This window comes from Kitasatospora sp. NPDC049285, assembly GCF_040678815.1.
GTDB lineage: Bacteria > Actinomycetota > Actinomycetes > Streptomycetales > Streptomycetaceae > Kitasatospora.
Map to the genome: position 1 here is coordinate 105,356 of NZ_JBFAQR010000015.1, position 18,068 is coordinate 123,423.

Genomic DNA, 18,068 nt, shown 5'->3' on the forward strand with positions numbered 1-18,068 from the left:
CGTGGACGACACCGGCAGCTACGGGGTCACCGCCGAGTTCTACGACCTCTTGCAGGCCGAGACCGACCGGCGTATGGCCGAGCGGCGGTTCGTCGGCGCCGCCGCCCGTGCCCGCCATGCGATCGTGGATGTCGGCGCCGGCACCGGGATCGTTACCGAGGTGCTGCTGAGGACGTCGGGCGTCCCGGTCCACGCCGTCGAACCGGCGCCGGCCATGCGTGCCGCCCTGCTGTCCCGCCTGGCTCACCTCGGGGCGGACCAGCGCGCCCGGGTCACCGTCCACGCCGAATCCCTCGCGACGGCGGGTTTGACCGCCGTGGCGGACCTGGCCGTCGCCTCCGGCGTGATCGCCTGCCTGGACCCCGACACCAGGCGCGCCACCTGGCAGGCGATCGCGACGGCCCTCGTACCGGGCGGCCTGCTGCTGTTCGACCCGCCACCGGCCCACCTGCCCGGCGGGTACGAGCCGGCAGGACGACTCGGTCCGGTGCGTCTCGGACTGGACCAGTACAGCGCCGACATCACCCGGCGGCCCCACCGCGGGATCGAGCGGACCGTCTTCACCTATCGCGTCGAGCGGGAGGGGAAAGTGCTGCGCGAAGCACAGGAGTCGTTCGACATGTGGCCTGTCCGGCCCGAGCAGCTCGCCGAGGAACTCGAAGCCGCGGGACTGCGCACGGTTCAGGCCCCCGCCGCCGACCTCACCGGTGCGCGCCGCCCCGCCCGGTAAGCTGCCTCGGCCGACCCGGGTCAGTGCTTGACGGCGGGCAGGACCAGCTCGCTGTAGGCGTCGAAGAAGACCTCCTGGTCGGGGCCGATCTGCCCGACGTAGACCTCGTCGAAGCCAGCGCGCGCGTAGGCCAGCACCGTCTCCACGTGTTCCTCCACGTCGTCGCCGCAGGTCACAGCGTCGGCGACCATTTCGCGGGTGACAAGGCTGCTGGCCTGCTCGAAGTGTGCGGGGGTCGGGAGGATCTGGGCCAGCTCGCCGGGCAGGAGTTCGGTGGGCCACAGCCGGTGCACGACGTCGACGGCCTTGTCCCGGTTGCTGCTCCAGCACACCTTCACGCCGCCCACCACCTTCGCGCCCTGGCCTCCGCCGTCGCGGAAGGCACCCACCAGGTCGGCGTCCGGGGTCATGGTGACGAAACCGTCCCCGATCCGGCCGGCCAACTCGGCGGCCCTGGGCCCGAACCCGGACACGTAGATCGGCAGCGGACCGGCCGGGGCGGTGTAGAGCCGGGCGTTGTCCACGGTGTAGTGCCGCCCGCGGTGGCTGACCTGCTCGCCAGTGAACAGCTCGCGCATCACCTCGACGGCCTCCTCCAGCATCGCCGCCCTGACGTCGAAGGACGGCCACGCATCGCCGTGGACGTGCTCGTTCAACGCCTCCCCGCTGCCGACACCGAGCGCGAACCGCCCGCCCAGTAGGACGCTGGACGTGGCGGCGGCCTGCGCAGTCACCGCCGGGTGCAGCCGCACCGTCGGACAGGTCACCAGCGTGGTCACGGGCAGCGCCGTGGTCTGCGACAGCGCCCCGATCATCGACCAGACGAACGCGCTGTTGCCCTGCGCGTCGTTCCACGGATGGAAGTGGTCGGAGATCGCCAGGCGGGTGAACCCCGCCTGCTGCGCCCGCCGGGCCTGGTCGATCAGCTCGGCCGGGGTGAACTCCTCGCACGACAGGAAGTACCCGTACTCGGTCATTGGATCTGCTCCTTTCCACGCTCGGCGTGCGTGTCAGCGGTCGGGAAACCGGTGCTGCCCGACCAGGGCAACGAACTGGTCCCAGAACGCGGCGTCGGCATGTCGCCCGCTGCCGCACGTCGCGACCCCGGCGACGTCCCGCAGGCCTCCACCGGCGGCAGCCTCGCCCAACGCGGTTCCGGACCCGAGGACGGCGAGGGGCTTGCCGTGCCGCAGGGCTTCGCCGACGAACCGCATTGCATCCGGATCACCGGCGAGCGCGTCGGTGCCGTCGGGCACGACCACGGCGTCGTACAGCACCGACGCTGTGGTCGCCAGCGCCCGGGTGACCGCCACGTCCTTGGTCCCGCGCCCGACCACCATCCCGCCGTGGCGAGCGAGGGTCTCCGCCGTGGCACCCTCGGCCCGCAACCGCGCCTGCGCGGTGCGCACCTGCGCGGCGTCCACCCCGTCCGCGACCAGGATCGCGATCTTGCGGGTGCCGATGCCCGTGCCGCGCTGATTCTCCAGGCTCAGTGCGGGCGAGACCTGCGGCCCTTCGCTTGCAATCTCGTCGGCCGTGGCGGACGGCTCGGGCTCCCCGATGCGGCGGGCCACCTCCGCAGCGAGCGCGCCGTCGACCCGAGAGAGGTTGGCGACCGTGCGGCGCCGCACGGTCTGGTCCGCGACCTTGCCGAGCTCGAACGAGAAGGCCGCGGTGATGTGCTCCTGCTCCCAGTCGGCCATGCTGCGCCAGAACAGCACGGCCTGACTGTAGTGGTCCGCGAAACTGGGACTGCGCCGGCGGATCGCCGTGCCGTCGACACGCTCCTGGTAGTGCTCGAACACCCCTTCCGGCAGGCGGGCTCCCCCCAGGGTGAACGGGCAGCCGCCGCCGACCGAGTTGGGCGCGTAGCCGGTACCTCGGTGGATCGCGTGTTGGCCGTAGCCGTCGCGGTGGTTGGTGCGCACCTCGGCGACCGGGCGGTTGACCGGCAACTGGGAGAAGTTCGGGCCGCCGAGGCGGATCAGCTGGGTGTCCAGGTACGAGAAGTTGCGGCCCTGCAGCAGCGGATCGTTGGTGAAGTCGATACCCGGCACGATGTTGGCGGTGTGGAAGGCGACCTGCTCGGTCTCGGCGAAGAAGTTCTCCGGGTTGCGGTCCAGCACCATCCGGCCCACCGGCCGCACCGGGACCAGTTCCTCCGGAACGAGCTTCGTCGGGTCCAGCAGGTCGAACGGGAAGGCGAACTCGTCCTGCTCGGGGATCAGCTGGACGCCCAGTTCCCACGCGGGGAAGTCGCCGGCCTCGATGGCCTCCCACAGGTCACGGCGGTGGAAGTCGGGATCGCGCCCGGCGGTGATCTGGGCCTCGTCCCAGACCTGCGAGTAGGTGCCGAGCTTCGGCCTCCAGTGGAACTTGACGAAGGTGCCCCGTCCCTCGGCGTTCACCAGGCGGAAGGTGTGCACGCCGAAACCCTGCATCATCCGGTAGCTGCGCGGGATTCCCCGGTCGGACATCACCCACATCAGCATGTGCGTGGACTCCGGCTGCAGGGAGCAGAAGTCCCAGAACGTGTCGTGCGCGGACCCTCCCGTGGGGATCTCGTTGTGCGGCTCCATCTTCACCGCGTGCACGAAGTCGGGGAACTTGACCGCGTCCTGGATGAAGAACACCGGCATGTTGTTGCCGACCAGGTCGTAGTTGCCGTGCCGGGTGTAGAACTTCACGGCGAAGCCGCGCACGTCGCGTACGGTGTCGGCGGATCCGCGCGGGCCCTGCACCGTCGAGAACCGCACGAACACCGGAGTCCGGTGCCCGGCCTCCTGCAGGAAGTCCGCACAGGTGAACTCGGCCAGCGATGCGTAGGGCTCGAAGAAGCCGTAGGCACCGGCTCCGCGGGCGTGCACCACGCGCTCGGGGATGCGCTCGTGGTCGAAGTGGGTGAGCTTCTCGCGCAGTTGGAAGTCCTCCAGCAGCGTCGGACCGCGCTCTCCCACGGTGAGCGAGTTGTCGGTGTCGTCGACGCGCACGCCCTGGTCGGTGGTGAGCGGCCCGTCCGGATCCACGGCCCGGGCGGCGTCGAGAGCGGTGTCCTTGGCGTCGCGCTCGCCGTGGGTCGGCGGGCCCGGATTGCGGGTCTCGGTGACCGGGCGCGGCTCGGGGCGGCCTTCGGGGGGTCCGGGATTGACGGTCATGCCACGTGCTCCTTCCAGTGGCGATCGCAGGCGGCGGAAGCCAGCCGATACAGCACCCACCGCCCGTCGGCTGCCCGGCCGGCCCAGGACCAAACCCCACGGACCATCTCAGAACGGACCTTCGGGCCGACCGGTTGACCCCGCTTCCGCAGGGAAGACGTACCTAAGGCCGGCACTCCCCCTGGAGGAGTCATGTGCACGATGACGGAGATCGCACCCGCCACGGAATCCGCGAAACCCTGACCGGGTCTCCGGAACAGCCGCTGCTTCGCCGTTCCGATCACCATGGACCGCGACCCGAGCCCCTGGCCCCCGACGGGGACCAGCCGCGCCCCGGACGACCGGGCAACCCGGGTGACCGTCGTGGTGGCCTTGGTGGCCGACCTCGTGATCGCCGTCGCCAAGGCGGTCGCCGGTGTGCTGGCACCCTCACCCGCGCTGCTCGCCGAGGCCGCGCATTCGATCGCCGACAGCATCAACCAGGTGTTCCTGCTCGCGTCCCTGAGTCGCAGCCGCCGCCGGGCAGACTCACGCCACCCGTTCGGCTACGGCAAGGAGCGGTTCTTCTGGTCGCTGCTCGCCGCGGTCGGCATCTTCGTGACCGGCGGCTGCTTCTCCTTCTACCAGGGCGTCCACACCTGGCTGGCCCCACCCGCGAGACCCGAGAGCTTCCTCCCGGTGTACGCCGTCCTGCTCGTGGCACTGATCGCCGACGGTACCTCGCTCGTCCGGGTGGTCGTGCAGTTGCGCGGTGAGGCCCGCACACGAGGACCCCGGAAGATCTGGCGGACCAGCGACCCCACGGCACGGACCGTACTCGCCGAGGACTCCACCGCCGTCCTCGGTGTCCTGGTGGCCACCGCAGGCGTTGCCGCCCACCAGCTCACCGGGAACCCGGTCTGGGAGGGTACCGCAGCCGTGGCCATCGGCGCGCTCCTGATCGGCGTCGCCGTCCGTCTGGGCCGCGAGGCGCAGAGCCTGCTCGTCGGGCAGGCAGTCGACCCCCGCCTGCAGCGAGACGCCCGCCGGCTGCTGGCGGAGCAGCGGGAGATCGACGCAGTCACCGCCCTGCTCACCATGCGGCTCGGTGCCGACTCCGCCTTGTTGGCAGCCCGCGTGGACCTGCGGGAGGGCCTGGACAGCGAGGAGGTCGAAGAGGTGTGCGTGCGGATCAAGCGGCAACTACGCCAGGCCTGCCCCGTCTTCGACCAGGTGTTCCTCGACATCATCGACGCCGGCTCCGAGGGCCGTGCCCGGGCGCGCGCCCTGAAACGTGAACTCGACGACGTGGCCCCCGGGCGCGACGACGTGCCGGACTGACCTATCGCTCGCCCTCAGAGCCGTCCTCCTCGTCCGCCGAGCTGGGGGCGGGGTCCTCGAACTCGACATCGATGTGCTGCTCGGGGCGGCGCTCCTCCTGAAGGGTGACGGACTCCAGAACCCGCTGGTCACTTTCGGTCAGCGGGGGCTGGACGAGGCTGCGCGGCCACAGCCTTCGGGCGAGGACCACGTTCGTCTCCGCCGCGAACAACGTCACCTGCGCCACGAGGAAGAGCCAGGACAGCAGGCCGATCACGGTGGCGAAGAACCCGTAGACCTCGGTGGCGTGGCGCAGTTGGTGGGTGACCAGGATGGCGCCGAAGGCCTGCAGGAGCGTGTACAGCGGCCCGGCGAGCGCGCAGCCGGGGAGCAGGGAGCGCAGGGCGATCGGCTTGGGGGTGAGGATGCGGAAGCACGCCAGGCACAGGGCGGAGTTGACGAGCGCGGACAGCACGAGGGCTCCGATGCGGGCGGCGGTGCCCGCGAGGGTGGTCGTCACCAGGCTCGCGGCCGCGGTGGCCACGATCAGTCCCGTTCCCAGGACGGCGAACAGGGCTAGGCTCCGGGCCAGGCGCATCCAGTAGCCTGGGCGCTTGGTTCCGGGGATGTTCCACACCTCGGCCATGGTGTGCTGAAGGACCTGCGCGATCCCGAGCGCGCCGTACAGCAGCCCGGCGATGCCGACGACCAGTGCCAGGCCGCTGCCCTGGATGGTGTGGATGTTCTGTCGCAGCTGGTCTCCGATGATCGGGAAGTCGGCGAGCGCGGAGTCGACCACGGCGTGCTGCGCGCCGGGGTGGCCGTGCAGGACGAAGCCGAGCACGGTGGACAACAGGAGCAGCAGCGGGATGAGTGCGACGAACGCGTAGTAGGTGATCAGCGCGGCCAGCAGCCCCCCTCGGTCGTCGCCGTACTTCTTGACCACGCCGACCACCACCGCCACCGCTGTGCGGCGCTGCTGGGCGCGGTCGACAGCTCGGATCAGGCGTTCGACGGGATTCATGTCGGGCCCTCCTACCGGGATGCCGTGGTGGTGTCGTCGGTCCGTCGCCGTCCGGGACGCTAGTCGGGCGGCCGTTTCGAGCGTCATCGCGTGCACCTAGGCCTGGGGCAGGTTGCCGCGTGGCTGGCGCTGGGCGACATCGAACTCCTCCGCGTAGACGCCTGGCGGTCCGCAGGCGGCGCGGTTGCGTTCGAACCGGCGCGCCGCTTCGACGTCGTCGTGCTGCTGGTGTTCGGCCAGGGCCATGGTGAATCCGCACAGCAGGAACGCCCCTTCGGCGTCCTGCAGGGGCCGCTGGTCGTGGCGGAACCGGTACCCGTAGTGATCCGAGGCAAGGTCGGCGCGGACCGCTCGCAGGGTGGCGGCGGTGCGGGGGTCGTCGGCTGGGTAGGCGCCGCGGATGGCCGGCATCGGGAGGGTGCACTGCCCGCCGAGGCTGGTGCCGCCGCCGCGGGCGAGCACCGGGGCTTGGAATGCCGCGCACACCCCGACCGCGTCGGCACCGGCCTCCACGCTGCGCGGCACTACCACACCGAGCGGGACCTGCCGGTAGTTGGAACCGTCGGTCGCGTACGCGCCACGGCTGCCCGCATCGAACCGGACCTCGCCGTCGCCCTCGGCCACGCGTGCCCGCTCGAGCGCGATCAGGTCCACCTCCTGACGCTCCGACACAGCTCACGTCCCTCCACCGGGCAGGAACTCCTGGACCTTGGCCTTCACCCCTTGGCGGACGACCCAGGAGGCGTGCGGCGGGATCGGCGGCACCGCAGGGTCGGTGCGGAAGTCGATGACGAACGGCCGGTCGGAGGCCAAGGCCTGTCGCCACACCGGCTCCACGAGGGCTCGAACTGCGGGGCTCCCTGCATCGCCCGCATCTCCCAGGTGACCTGGTTCAGGTCGTGGTTGTTCAGCACCGCCACGACCAGCCGCGGATCGGACCACTCCCGGTAGTACTTGGCTGCGGTGATCAGCTCCGCGAGGCCGTTCATCTGCATCGCGCCGTCGCCGACGATCGCGATCGCTGGCCGGTCGGGATGGGCGAACTTGGCGCCGATCACGTATGGCACGCCCGGCCCCATGGTCGCCAGGGTGCCGGAGAGCGAGCCGCGCATCGATCCGCGCATGCGCAGGTGCCGGGCGTACCAGTTCGCCGCCGATCCGGAGTCCGCGGCGATCATCGCGTTCTCGGGCAGCAGCGCGTCGAGGACGTGCACCACGTACTCCGGGTTGACCGGATCGGCGGAGACCTCGGCACGCCGTTGCATCACCTCCCACCACCGGGCGGCGTTCTCCTCGACAGTCTTGCGCCAGCTGCCGTCTTGCTTGGGCTCGAGCAGCGGGACGAGCCGGCGGAGCGTCTCGCCGGCGTCACCGACGAGGTTGACCTCGAAGGGGTAGCGCAGGCCGACCATCGACGGGTCGAGGTCGATCTGCACAGCGCGGGCCTGGTCGAACTCGGGCAGGAACTGGGTGTACGGGAAGCTGGAGCCCACGACGAGTAGCGTGTCGCAGTCGCGCATCATCTCGTAGGAGGCCCGGGTGCCGAGCAGCCCGATCGACCCGGTGACATACGGCAGTGTGTCGGGCAGTGCGTCCTTGCCGAGCAGGGCCTTCGCGACCCCGGCGCCGAGCAGGTCGGCGGCCTGCTCGACCTCGGGCCGGGCCTGGCGGGCGCCCTGCCCGATCAGCATCGCCACCTTGTCGCCCGCGTTGAGGACCTCCGCTGCTCGCACAAGGTCCTCGTCGGCCGGGACAGATGCGTAGTGGGGCACGCCGAGGCTGGACGGGACCTGCTTGAACGCGTGTGCCGGCGGCTCGTAGTCGAGCTCCTGGACGTCGGCCGGAATGATCACCGCGGTCACCGTGCGCCGAGTGGCAGCGACCCGCATCGCACGGTCCAGCACGTTGGGCAGCTGCGCGGGAACGGTGACCATCTCGCAGAACTCCGAGGCCACGTCCTTGTACAGACTCAGGAGGTCGACCTCCTGCTGGTAGGAGCCGCCCATCGCGCTCCGGTCGGTCTGCCCGACGATCGCCACCACCGGAACATGGTCGAGCTTCGCGTCGTAGAGGCCGTTGAGCAGGTGGATCGCACCCGGCCCCGATGTGGCCGCACAGACCCCGATACGGCCGGAGAACTTCGCGTAGCCGACGGCCTGGAACGCGGCCATCTCCTCGTGCCGGGCCTGGAGAAAGCGCGGCCGGTCCTCGGCGCGCCCCCACGCGGCGAGCAGACCGTTGATGCCATCACCGGGATAGGCGAAGACGTGCTCGACATCCCAGTCGCGAAGCCTCTCCAGCACGTGGTCGGAAACCTTCATCACCGAACTCCTCCCGGCCGCGGACGGGGCCATCGGATGCGACGAGCCCTCCCACGCGGCTAACCACTGTGACCGCGGCGAAACTCGACCCTTCGCCTCCGGCCGGCGCACCGGATCGCGGAGACAGGGATGCCGAAACCGGAATCCCGGTACATACTTGAGGTGTGGCGGACGCACACGAACCCCGCACCAGCTGGACGTTCCTGACCCAGCACGCGCGGGTACTGCTGATGGTCTCGCGTGACCCCGAGGTGCGGGTGCGGGATCTCGCCTCCGCATGCGAACTGACGGAGCGGGCGGTACAGGCGGTTATCACCGACCTGGAGAGCGCCGGCTACCTGACCAGGTCGCGGCACGGACGGCGCAACCACTACAGCGTCACCAGGCACACCTACTTCCGACACCCTGCCGAGGCCCGCCACGAGATCGCCGGACTCCTGGAACTGTTCGCCGACCTCGCGCCCGGCACCGACTCCGACAGCAGCCACGACCCCCGAACCCCTACCGGTGACGATCATGAGCACGACGAGCCTTCCTGACTTCCCTCCGACGGTCGGCCACGCCGCGGCGGACAGCGAGCCGTACGCCGACGGCCTGGACCGCCGGAACAAGAAGGACATCCAGGGGCCCTTGATCGCGGTCCGCGCCACAGCCCCGGCGGCCGCGGCAGATGTCCTGAGCACTTTGCGCGAGCCCGACCGTGCCTCCACGTCGACGCCCAGGCGCGGACATCGGCACCCGCCGGTCAGCCCCGACGTGTCCCGGGGTTGAGGAGCGAAGTCACACAGGTTCCGGGCCAGAAGGGAGCGCACCCGTGGACGCGCTGCACACCATCCCCAGTTCCAACGGACCTAGCCCGGCATCACCACCACTTGTCACCGTCTCCCAGGCACCTGGCGGCACGGTGGTCGTCCACCTGACGGGGGAACTAGACCAGGACCGGCAGCCCGTCCTAGACCATGCACTCGCCCGAGCTGTGCGGAGCCGTCCACTGCGGCTGGTCATCGACATGACAGGCGTGGTCTTCTGCGACTGCGTCGGCCTCAACGCCCTGCTCAAGACCCGCCACGCAGCCCAGCAAGCGGGCGTCGACCTGCAACTCTCAGGCCTTCGGCACCAGGCCACAAGGCTGCTGGAAATCACCCAGGCCGACGCTCTGTTCACCATCGCCGACAACGCGCTGCCCGCGACCCGCCGGATCGCACCAGCCCTTGACGCCCGCCCCGACGCCCGAGCATTCGGCCGCACCCTCCGGGCACGGCCGGACGCATGACGAATCGCGCGCTCTCACGCGCGGTACCAGCGCGAGAGACCCACAACCGCCTGCCAGCCCCTCCTCCAACGTTGGGCCCCGATGATTGGGATCCGCCGGACCGGACAGACGCGCAGTGTGGCGACACGACACCTGGAGACCGAACGCTCGTACGACGGAGCGCCGCGTACACCGGTCACCGCAGACGGCCTGTCCGGGGTGACAACGGTGCGCAAGACTGCCGTCGAACGGCTGGACGCCGTCTACTTCGACACTCCCGACCTTCGGCTGCTGCGCCGCGGCGTCACCCTGCGGCGGCGCACCGGCGGCCACGACGCGGGATGGCATCTGAAGACTCCCCAACCAAACGGGAGCCGCACAGAGACCCGCCTACCCCCCGACGGCCGGGACCAGCCGCCCGACGAACTGACTGCCCGAGCAGCGATCCACGCACACGGTGGTCGACTCGGCCCCGTCGCCCACCTGCGAACCCGGCGGGAGCCCACGCTGCTGCTGGACGAGCACGGACGGACCCTCGCGGAGATCGACCGGGACACAGTCTCGGCCGATCTGATCGGCCCCGGTGGCACGGCACCCCGACATCTCAACTGGACCGAGACCGAGGTGGAGCTCACCGACGCGGGACCCGAGCTGCTCGACGCCGTCGAGGAGCGGCTACTGGCCGACGGCCTGCGACCGCCCTCCTCCCCAACAAAACTCGGCAGGGCCCTGCATGAACGGCTCGAAGCCCTTCCACCAGCATCCCGGAGACCGCCGCCGGCCAGCCAGAACGCCGACGACTCGGTCGGGGCCTCGCTCACCGCCTACCTGCGAGCCCACGTTGCCGCTCTGGAGACACTCGACGCAGCCGTCCGGCTCGACGAATCCGACGCCGTGCACCGGATGCGCGTCCACGTGCGGCGCCTCCGCAGCGCCCTCGCCGCCCACCGCCGCCTCCTCCACCAGGCGGCCCTCGGGGACATCGACGACGAACTCCGCCGGCTCGGCCGCACTCTCGGACACGCCCGGGACGCCGAAGTGATGGCCGAGCACCTTACCGCGGACGCCGCCGACCTGGCCCCGGGGCTCCATCCGCGACGGACCTGCCGACTGCTTGAATCCGTCTTCCGGCACCGCTACGAGTCTGCCTGGCGCGCAGCCGTCGAAGCGATGGGCCAGCCTCGCTACTTCGCTCTGATCGACGCGCTGGAGGACCTCGCCGCCGACCCGCCGCTACGCGGCCGTGCCCGGCACGGCCGCAAGGAGGCCCGCAAGGTGACGGACCGCCAACGGAAACGAACCGTCCGGCGCCTGCGCACAGCTCTTGCGCTTCCCCCGGGGCAGGAACGCGATGCTGCCCTGCACCGCGCGCGGAAAGCAGCCAAACGGGCCCGGTACACCGCAGAATGCACCGCGCCACTCCTCGGAAACCGAGCCCGCCGGCTCGCCAAGCACACGAAACGCCTCCAGAAGGCCCTCGGCGCCCACCAGGACGGCGTGGTCGCGGAAGGAACACTCCGGGAACTCGCCGCCCAAGCCCCTCCCCAGATCGCCTTCGGGCTGGGCGTCCTCCACACCCACCAGCGACGCGGGACGGACCGCCTGCTGTCGGCAGCCGAAAAAGCCGGCCGACAGCTCGAGCGGTGACCTCCGCAGGACGCAGTCCACCGCGAGGACAAAGCCATGAGCGCAACTGCCGAGAACGACGCACCAACGGTCGACAAGGAGACCGAGGCACGGTCCGCGGAGCAGCGGAACATCACAGCACCGACGCCCTAGGACGTGCGGGCCAAGGCCGACGACACCGACGAGGAGGGAAACCCCAAGGAGGAGAGCCGGTCGGCCACGGACACCGAGGAACTCTGACCACCGGCACGCTGACGGCCGACCCGACTCCAGGGTCGGTCGGCCCCCCGTGCTAGCGCGTGTCCGCGCCGTGTGGGGACGAGGCCAGGGCGGCGCGCAGCGCGTCCCGATGGGCGGCCGGGCAGGTGTCGAAGTCCTCGTGCCGTGCAGATCGCGTGCTGAACGCCGAGCGTGGGCGCGGGCGTGCTGCCGCCGCGGCGCGGGCCTTCTCGTGCTCGGGATCCACATCCTGCCAGAAGTCGGTGACCACGAACGCCCCGCACGAATTGGAGTCCGGGGCAGCGCCCGAACGGAGAACGGGGGCTCCGGAGCGCCCAAGGGTCGCCGTGGCCAGAGCGCCGCCCGCCGTCGCCGGAGAACGTTGCGACGCCGCAGACGAACAGGCCCAGGAATACCCACGACAGCAGCCGTCGCAGCTCCAGATCGATGCGAGCGGTCACCGGCTGGTCGCCCTGGCGTACCTCCTGGCCTGCGTGTCTGCCCACTGCCCCTTACCGCACCGCTGGGCGCAGCAGCGGTTTCCCTGCGCAGTGCCGGGGTGGCCGCAAGGGCCCGACGAGAACCAGGAGCAGGCCATGGACGACATCCCGCAGGGCGGCTCAGGTGGCGTACCCCTCCACCACGACGACGACGAACACGACGACGCAGACCGGTTGGCGCAGAAGGACCAGCCGAAGACCCGCACCGTGCTGACAGTGCGGGCGAGCAAGCCGGTCGCCGAGCAGACATCGGATCCGGCTCCCGAGCCTGACGAAGGCTGATTTCGGCACACCCACGTGCGGCCGGGCTTTCGGCTGCGCGTTGATCGCTTCGTTCGGGACAGAAGTCGGGCAGTCCTTTGACCGAGAGGAGCTGTGGGCGCACGGACCGGGTGGACGTGCCACTGATCCACCAGCCGGATGAGGGCCTCGCGATCCCCGCCGAGCAGGTCACCCACCTGCTGCGCGAACTCGGCCTCCAAGGGGTGCGACGGGCGCCGAGCATGGATTCCGACCCGGACCCGCGGACAGCCGGCGCTCTCGCCGCGATGCTCGGAGAGGTTTCCGACCAGATCGACGTGGAGTGCATCGCCTTCGTGTCTGATCCGGACGGGCCCCGGCCTGGCCGGTGATCCGCATGCCCACCGTTCCCACGCTGGGTGTCGAGGAGGAGTTCCTCCTCGTCGACCGGGCAAGCCGCGCGCCGGCGGACCGGGCGTCCCAGGTGGTGGCCGATGCCGGACCACTGCTGGGAGATCAGCTCCAGCCCGAGTTCTTCGGCGGCCAGGTGGAGATCTGTACCACCCCGGTCGCTTCGCTGGCCGCGCTACGCAGTGAGCTGACCGGCCTGCGGGCGACCGTGGCCGCAGCCGCGGCCGACGCCGGCTGTCTCCTGGTCGTGTCGGGGACGTCACCACTGGCCGCGGAGAAGCCGGTTGGCGTGAGCGACTTCCAGCGCTACCAGCAGATGGCCGAAAGGTTCGGCTCAGTGGTGGACGACACCAGCGGGGCGGTCTGTGGCTGCCACATCCACGTGGGCCCCCTGGACCGGGCGCAGGCACTGGCAATCAGCGCCCGGCTCCGGCCCTGGCTGCCGGCACTCCAGGCGCTCGCCGTCAAATCTCCGTACTGCGCGGGTCGCGACACCGCCTTCGCCGACTGGCGCGCGGTCCGCTGGGCCGCCTGGCCGACCGTCGGCCCGGCACCGCTGCTGGACGCCACCGGATACGAGCGGCTCGCCGACGCCCTGGTCACCTCCGGTCTGCTGCTCGACCGGCGAATGATCTACTGGTACGCCCGCCCGTCGGAGCATGTGCCGACCCTGGAAATCCGGGTCCCCGACGTCAGCGCCACCGTGGACACCACCGTGCTGGTCGCGGGACTGACCCGCGGCCTGTGCGCCCGGCTGCTCGCCGACCAGCACGACGGCGTACCCGTACCGCCGGCCGACGACGAGGTGCTGCGGGCGGCCCACAGCTGCGTGGCCCGCAGCGGGCTCACCGGCCTGGGCCTGGACCCGGTGGCTGCCCGGCCGGAGCCGGCCGCGCTGCTCGTGGAGCAGTTGTTCGAGTACGCGACGCCCGGGCTTGCCGCCGCAGGCGACCTGGCGACTGTTGGGACCCTGCTGGAGGAGGTGTTCTGTGCCGGGACTGGCTCAGACCACCAGCGGGCCGCCTTCGGGCGGCGGCGCCAGCTGACCGATGTCGTCGACTGGCTGGCCGACCGAGACCGTCCTCGTCCGCTGAGCGCAGCCTCGGCCAGAGGGTCGGTCAGCGCGCATCGGCGGCAGGCGTGTCCAGCCGGGCCCTCAGGCCATCCAGGGTGGCAGCCAGCAGCCGGGAGACATGCATCTGGGAGCAGCCGATCTGTTCGGCGATCTCGGACTGGGTGCAGTCACCCCAGAACCGCAGCATCAGGATGGTCCGCTCCCGTGGCGTGAGGTCCTTGAGCAGCGGCCGCACCGACTCTCGGCATTCGACCAGGTCGAGCCTGGCGTCGCGTTCGCCGAGCCGGTCGAGCAGCGCGCTGCCGGTGTCCTCCCCGCGGTCCTCGCGCAGCGCGTCCAGTGATCTGGCGCGGTAGGCGCGGCCCACGGCGAGTGCGGCCGCAGCATCGTCGACATCCAGCCCCAGGCTGTCCGCGAGCTCCTGGGCGCTGGGCAGCCGACCGAGGCTCTGCTCGATCCGGTCCGAAGCTCGCACGACCCGCAGGTACAGCTCCTGCAGGCTGCGCGGCACCCGTACAGGCCAGGAGGTGTCGCGAAAGAACCGCTTGACCTCGCCGGCGATGGTGGGAATCGCGTACGTGACGAATTCGATGCCGCGCCGGCGGTCGTAGCCGTCAACGGCCTTGATCAAGCCGACTGTGCCGACCTGCAGGAGGTCCTCCATCTCGGCGGACCGGTTGCGGAACCCGGCGGCGACGAAGCGCACCAGAGGCATGTTCAATTCGATGATCGTGCCGCGGACGTAGCTGTAGTCGGCGGACTCACGATCCAGGCTGGCCAGCCGCGCGAACAGGGCATCGCTCAGCTCGCGCGCCTCGGTCTTGTCCATCAGCCGCATCTCCTGACGGCTGGGCAGGCTGGAGGCTGGCGTCACGTCGCAGGACCGGGGCAGAACAGCAGAGGACGGCGTAGCGGTGAGACCGAACACGGGGTCAGTCATCTCCCTGGTTGACCCCCGCGCCGAGGAGCGGCGGTGCAGCTCGGCTGACCGCGCGGCGCACGAGGGTGCGGCTGTGGGAGACCGTGACGCCCGGCTTCTTCAGGCGGCGGCGTCCCGGCACGGTGACCGTGCCGCGAAACCCGGCGCCTCAATGGGCGCCGGTACCGGAGTCGGGCATACTCGCCCTGCTGCTCCGTACCTAGCACATTCCCGGTCGGCGCAGCGGTCAATCCTGTACCGGACCGCAATCCGGCTCTTGCCGAAGATCGACGCCGACCTTTCCGGTGGCGGCCAGCGCCCCGGTGGGCGTGGCCCGGACCGAGCGTGATTTGCCTGGGGAGATCCGGCCCCGCCAGGCACCGCCGGCAGAGCCTCGCTCTTCGATCACCTCCTTGGACCGGTCGAGATCGGCCTTGACCCGCCGGTCGACCCACGCCGAACGCGTCGGCCATCCACTCGGCCGCGCCCTCGGGCCCTGCACTGAGCCCACCCAGGGTGGCGGCAGGCATGGATCCGCCGCAGCCGGGCAGACGGTCGGGCTGGAGGTGCGTGGTGGCCCGTGGCTCGTCGGGAGGGTCGGGTAGGCGGTGGTATCGCTGGTGAGCGGTCGGCCCCGGGGATCTGTCCCCGGGGCCGACATCCGCCGGTGTCAGCGCCTCATCGAGGGCCTCGGCGGCGTGGAATCGCTCGGAGCGACAACAGGGCTCGGCCCGCGATCGCGCCCCCGTAGAGCGAGAACCCCACGCCGACCAGCCACGACTGCACGACCAGGACCGTGCCGACCGGTCCGTACGCCACGACGTTGGTGACGATCAGCGGCGCGAAGACCAGCCGTGAGAACACCCGCAGGCCCGCCAGCGCGGCCACGGTCGCGATGGCTCCCGGCAGCAGCCTGCGCCAGGCAATCCGCGCACCGAGCAGCAGCCGCTGCAACCACCAGAACAGCAGGACGCCACCGACCACCGTGGCGGCCACCCGCGCGGCCGACTGGGCTGGAGTGTGCTCCCAGGGGATCCGGCTCCACGCCGCGACCAGGATGTAGCCGATCACCCCCATCAGAGCGACGACCTGCCGCCACACGCTGTGCCAGGGGCTGGCGGGGAGTTGCCAGATCCGCTCGTACGCGTTCTGCACCGCGGTCGTCAGGCTCACCCCGAACACGGCGAGCGCGGCGAGACCGAGAGCGGTGGTGGTGCTGAGGACTTCACGGCGCGAGGCGAACAGCTGCCCCACCGCCACCGAGGAGTCACCCGACAGACCGAGGCCGTCGGCGATCCAGTCGGCGATACCGCTGCCGCGTGTCGGTGACGCGGCGGCGATGACTACCAGGAGCGGCACCAGAGTGACGAAGGACAGCGCCGCGAACGCCATCGACCGGTGCAGCAGCTCGACCTCGCGGCCCCGCCGCCAGGCCGTCACGACAACTCGCCGGACATACCCGCTCACCGTGACCGGGCTACCAGTCACGGCACCGGATGGGCTTGCAGACACGGGTGCGCGGTCATACCGGACGGAGCGCCGACCGGCTCGGCGACCCCGCCGCTCACGTACACCACGAGCGTGCCGGACTCGTCCGCGTACACCGGGCGTCCGTCCGGCCCGGTCGTCCTCAGATGATGCACCACGACGACCCGGGGCGGCGCATGGCCACCCGGCGCACCCGGAATGGTGACGGCGTACCGCTCGACCGGTGTCATGGCGGCCTCCTCCTGGGCCCTCCGCCCCCTTGGCGGGTCGATGTGCACGTCTTCCCGTTGCACCCGCCGGACAAACGGGCGCAGGGCACTCACTCGGAGACGCAGACGCGTGAAGCCCGGGCCAGCGGGTACCCGCGAGAGCGCACGGAGGTACGCGGGTGATGAGCCCCGGCGCACGGCCGTCGAGGGCCGGAGTGCAACGGGATGGATCGACAGGTGGCATCCGGCCAAAGTCGGCCGCCCGGCCGCCCGCAACGGGTCCTGGGCAGCCGGGCATCGCGTCCCGCCCCCGTGACGCGACACCGGGCCTGGCGCCCGGTCAGCCGAACGGGTCCCGGTCCGGGACTTCGGCGGGCAGCCGGCTACGCGTTGCGGCTGCTGCTGGTCGGCGCGGCCGCGTACGCCCTCTTCCTCCTGCTGGAAAGGCTGCAACTCGTCGCGGTCGCGCTGTTCGTGGCGCTGGTGTTCACGGCGGTGTTGCGGCCGCTGGTGGACCTGGTCGCCCGTATGATGCCCCGGCCGCTGGCGGTGCTGGTGTCGCTGGTGGCGGCGATCGTGGCGGTGGTCGGCCTGCTGGTCGGGGTGGGCGAGGTGGTGGCGGCCGAGTCCGCCGCGCTGGGCCGGGAGGTCCGAGGTGGTCTGGACCGGATCGAGCGCTGGCTCCAGGGGCCCCCGTTCCATGTGGACGCAGGTGCACTGAGCAATCTGCAGGGCAAGCTGGGGTCGTACGTCTCCGGGCACCGCGGCTGGCTGGTCAGCACCGCGGTGAGCAGCGCGGGTCGGGTGGTCGAGGCGGTGACGGGGCTGGCCCTGGCGCTGTTCTGCTCGGTGTTCTTCCTGCACTCGGGCGAGCGGATGTGGGACTGGGCGCAGCGGCAGCTCGGCCCGCGCACGGGTGCGACCTGGGACCGTGTGGGGCGGACGGCATGGGGACGTTCGCCGGCTACACCCGGGGCCTGCTGGCGGCCGGCAGCAACGCCATCCTGGTGGGAGTCGCGCTGTTCGCCCTACGGGTGCCACTCGCACTGCCGTTGATGTTGCTGGGAGTTCTTCGCCGCGTTCGTCCCGCTGATCGGCTCACCGATCGCGCTGGCGGTGGCGTCGGTGGTGGCGCTGGCCACGCGGGGCCCGGTGATCGCACTGATCGTACTGGGCCTGATCGTGGTGATCGGCCAGATCGAGGGTCACCTGCTGCACCCGCTGGTGATGAGCTGGGCCGTGCGGATCCACCCGGTGGCGATCGCCCTGAGCGTTGCCGCAGGCGCTCTGCTCGCCGGGGTGGTCGGAGCAGCGGTCGCCGTGCCGCTGGTGTCGGTGGCCTGTGCGATCGTCAAGGAACTACGCCATCCAGCCCGCGTCCATGGCGGAAGGGACCGACGAGGGTGACCACGGCTCAGGTCGGCTGGAGGCCGACGATGCAGGTGTCGTCCCGTGGGTTGGGGGCGTTGAGCCGACGGAGGATGTGGTCGATGCGGCCTCGGAGTCCCGGAGCCTGGTACTCCTCCGCGGCCGTGCGGAGGCGTTCGAGTGCGTGGTCCAGCGTCTCGTCACGCCGTTCGATGAGTCCGTCGGTGAACAG

At 71.0% G+C, this 18,068-nt stretch carries 15 protein-coding genes and 4 pseudogenes; 9 read left to right on the forward strand and 10 right to left on the reverse strand.

Annotated elements, in window-relative coordinates; all coding sequences use genetic code 11:
* Position 1 precedes the first annotated feature (1 nt).
* Positions 2-730, forward strand: a complete 729-nt coding sequence (locus AB0K51_RS13300) for a class I SAM-dependent methyltransferase (protein WP_363453818.1) — start codon at positions 2-4, stop codon at positions 728-730.
* A 20-nt stretch (positions 731-750) separates the two neighbouring features.
* Here the strand turns inward: AB0K51_RS13300 and AB0K51_RS13305 are convergent, their stop codons facing one another.
* Together AB0K51_RS13305 and AB0K51_RS13310 are read right to left on the reverse strand one after the other, a co-directional pair.
* Positions 751-1,707 carry a TIGR03557 family F420-dependent LLM class oxidoreductase gene (locus tag AB0K51_RS13305; RefSeq protein WP_363453820.1) on the reverse strand — a complete coding sequence of 319 codons (957 nt, stop codon included), beginning with the start codon at positions 1,705-1,707 and terminating at the stop codon, positions 751-753.
* Between the two features lie 33 nt (positions 1,708-1,740).
* Complete coding sequence (locus AB0K51_RS13310) at positions 1,741-3,885, reverse strand: catalase (RefSeq protein ID WP_363453822.1); 2,145 nt, start codon at positions 3,883-3,885, stop codon at positions 1,741-1,743.
* Positions 3,886-4,170: 285 nt separating this feature from the next.
* Here AB0K51_RS13310 and AB0K51_RS13315 point away from each other — a divergent pair, with 285 nt between their 5' ends.
* On the forward strand, positions 4,171-5,205 hold the full coding sequence (locus AB0K51_RS13315; RefSeq protein WP_363453824.1) for a cation diffusion facilitator family transporter: 1,035 nt from the start codon (positions 4,171-4,173) through the stop codon (positions 5,203-5,205).
* A gap of 1 nt (position 5,206) precedes the next feature.
* Here AB0K51_RS13315 and AB0K51_RS13320 read toward each other — a convergent pair whose 3' ends face one another.
* The 3 genes and pseudogenes from AB0K51_RS13320 to AB0K51_RS13330 form a co-directional block, all read right to left on the reverse strand.
* A complete protein-coding gene (locus tag AB0K51_RS13320; RefSeq protein WP_363453826.1) occupies positions 5,207-6,208 on the reverse strand; it encodes a YihY/virulence factor BrkB family protein in 1,002 nt (333 codons plus the stop codon).
* 96 nt (positions 6,209-6,304) lie between these two features.
* The gene (locus AB0K51_RS13325) at positions 6,305-6,862 is read right to left on the reverse strand and encodes an FAD-binding protein (RefSeq protein ID WP_363453828.1); all 558 of its coding nucleotides are present in this window, start codon (positions 6,860-6,862) and stop codon (positions 6,305-6,307) included.
* A gap of 21 nt (positions 6,863-6,883) precedes the next feature.
* Positions 6,884-8,529, reverse strand: a pseudogene (locus tag AB0K51_RS13330) (thiamine pyrophosphate-requiring protein).
* Positions 8,530-8,693: 164 nt separating this feature from the next.
* On the opposite strand from AB0K51_RS13330, the gene AB0K51_RS13335 reads away from it, so the two are divergent.
* From AB0K51_RS13335 to AB0K51_RS13360, 6 genes and pseudogenes are all read left to right on the forward strand, one after another.
* The gene (locus AB0K51_RS13335; RefSeq protein WP_363453830.1) at positions 8,694-9,068 is read left to right on the forward strand and encodes a helix-turn-helix domain-containing protein; all 375 of its coding nucleotides are present in this window, start codon (positions 8,694-8,696) and stop codon (positions 9,066-9,068) included.
* A 275-nt stretch (positions 9,069-9,343) separates the two neighbouring features.
* A complete protein-coding gene (locus AB0K51_RS13340) occupies positions 9,344-9,802 on the forward strand; it encodes an STAS domain-containing protein (protein WP_363453832.1) in 459 nt (152 codons plus the stop codon).
* 207 nt (positions 9,803-10,009) lie between these two features.
* Positions 10,010-11,428 carry a CYTH and CHAD domain-containing protein gene (locus AB0K51_RS13345; protein WP_363453834.1) on the forward strand — a complete coding sequence of 473 codons (1,419 nt, stop codon included), beginning with the start codon at positions 10,010-10,012 and terminating at the stop codon, positions 11,426-11,428.
* 794 nt (positions 11,429-12,222) lie between these two features.
* Entirely contained in the window at positions 12,223-12,408 is a 186-nt protein-coding gene (locus AB0K51_RS13350) for a hypothetical protein (protein ID WP_363453836.1), read from the forward strand.
* Between the two features lie 116 nt (positions 12,409-12,524).
* On the forward strand, positions 12,525-12,758 hold the full coding sequence (locus AB0K51_RS13355) for a hypothetical protein (RefSeq protein ID WP_363453838.1): 234 nt from the start codon (positions 12,525-12,527) through the stop codon (positions 12,756-12,758).
* A 5-nt stretch (positions 12,759-12,763) separates the two neighbouring features.
* Positions 12,764-13,837 (forward strand): annotated as a pseudogene (locus AB0K51_RS13360) (glutamate--cysteine ligase); the annotation flags it as partial.
* A 58-nt stretch (positions 13,838-13,895) separates the two neighbouring features.
* On the opposite strand, the gene AB0K51_RS13365 reads toward AB0K51_RS13360, so the two are convergent.
* From AB0K51_RS13365 to AB0K51_RS13380, 4 genes and pseudogenes are all read right to left on the reverse strand, one after another.
* Complete coding sequence (locus AB0K51_RS13365; protein WP_363453840.1) at positions 13,896-14,681, reverse strand: SigB/SigF/SigG family RNA polymerase sigma factor; 786 nt, start codon at positions 14,679-14,681, stop codon at positions 13,896-13,898.
* Between the two features lie 337 nt (positions 14,682-15,018).
* Positions 15,019-15,229 (reverse strand): annotated as a pseudogene (locus AB0K51_RS13370) (hypothetical protein); the annotation flags it as partial.
* Positions 15,230-15,449: 220 nt separating this feature from the next.
* The gene (locus AB0K51_RS13375; RefSeq protein ID WP_363453842.1) at positions 15,450-16,238 is read right to left on the reverse strand and encodes a ribonuclease BN; all 789 of its coding nucleotides are present in this window, start codon (positions 16,236-16,238) and stop codon (positions 15,450-15,452) included.
* Positions 16,239-16,255: 17 nt separating this feature from the next.
* A complete protein-coding gene (locus AB0K51_RS13380; RefSeq protein WP_363453844.1) occupies positions 16,256-16,489 on the reverse strand; it encodes a DUF6296 family protein in 234 nt (77 codons plus the stop codon).
* 291 nt (positions 16,490-16,780) lie between these two features.
* Between AB0K51_RS13380 and AB0K51_RS13385 the strand changes: the two are divergent.
* Positions 16,781-17,875 (forward strand): annotated as a pseudogene (locus tag AB0K51_RS13385) (AI-2E family transporter).
* A 7-nt stretch (positions 17,876-17,882) separates the two neighbouring features.
* Here the strand turns inward: AB0K51_RS13385 and AB0K51_RS13390 are convergent.
* Positions 17,883-18,068: SpoIIE family protein phosphatase (locus AB0K51_RS13390; protein WP_363453846.1), on the reverse strand; the 186-nt coding region annotated here is incomplete at its 5' end.

Coding starts and splice junctions, on each gene's coding strand:
- AB0K51_RS13305 (WP_363453820.1), bottom strand. CDS start 1,707: ATGACCGAGTACGGGTACTTCCTGTCGTGCGAGGAGTTCACCCCGGCC.
- AB0K51_RS13320 (WP_363453826.1), bottom strand. CDS start 6,208: ATGAATCCCGTCGAACGCCTGATCCGAGCTGTCGACCGCGCCCAGCAG.
- AB0K51_RS13350 (WP_363453836.1), top strand. CDS start 12,223: ATGGACGACATCCCGCAGGGCGGCTCAGGTGGCGTACCCCTCCACCAC.
- AB0K51_RS13380 (WP_363453844.1), bottom strand. CDS start 16,489: ATGACACCGGTCGAGCGGTACGCCGTCACCATTCCGGGTGCGCCGGGT.
- AB0K51_RS13315 (WP_363453824.1), top strand. CDS start 4,171: ATGGACCGCGACCCGAGCCCCTGGCCCCCGACGGGGACCAGCCGCGCC.
- AB0K51_RS13310 (WP_363453822.1), bottom strand. CDS start 3,885: ATGACCGTCAATCCCGGACCCCCCGAAGGCCGCCCCGAGCCGCGCCCG.
- AB0K51_RS13365 (WP_363453840.1), bottom strand. CDS start 14,681: ATGGACAAGACCGAGGCGCGCGAGCTGAGCGATGCCCTGTTCGCGCGG.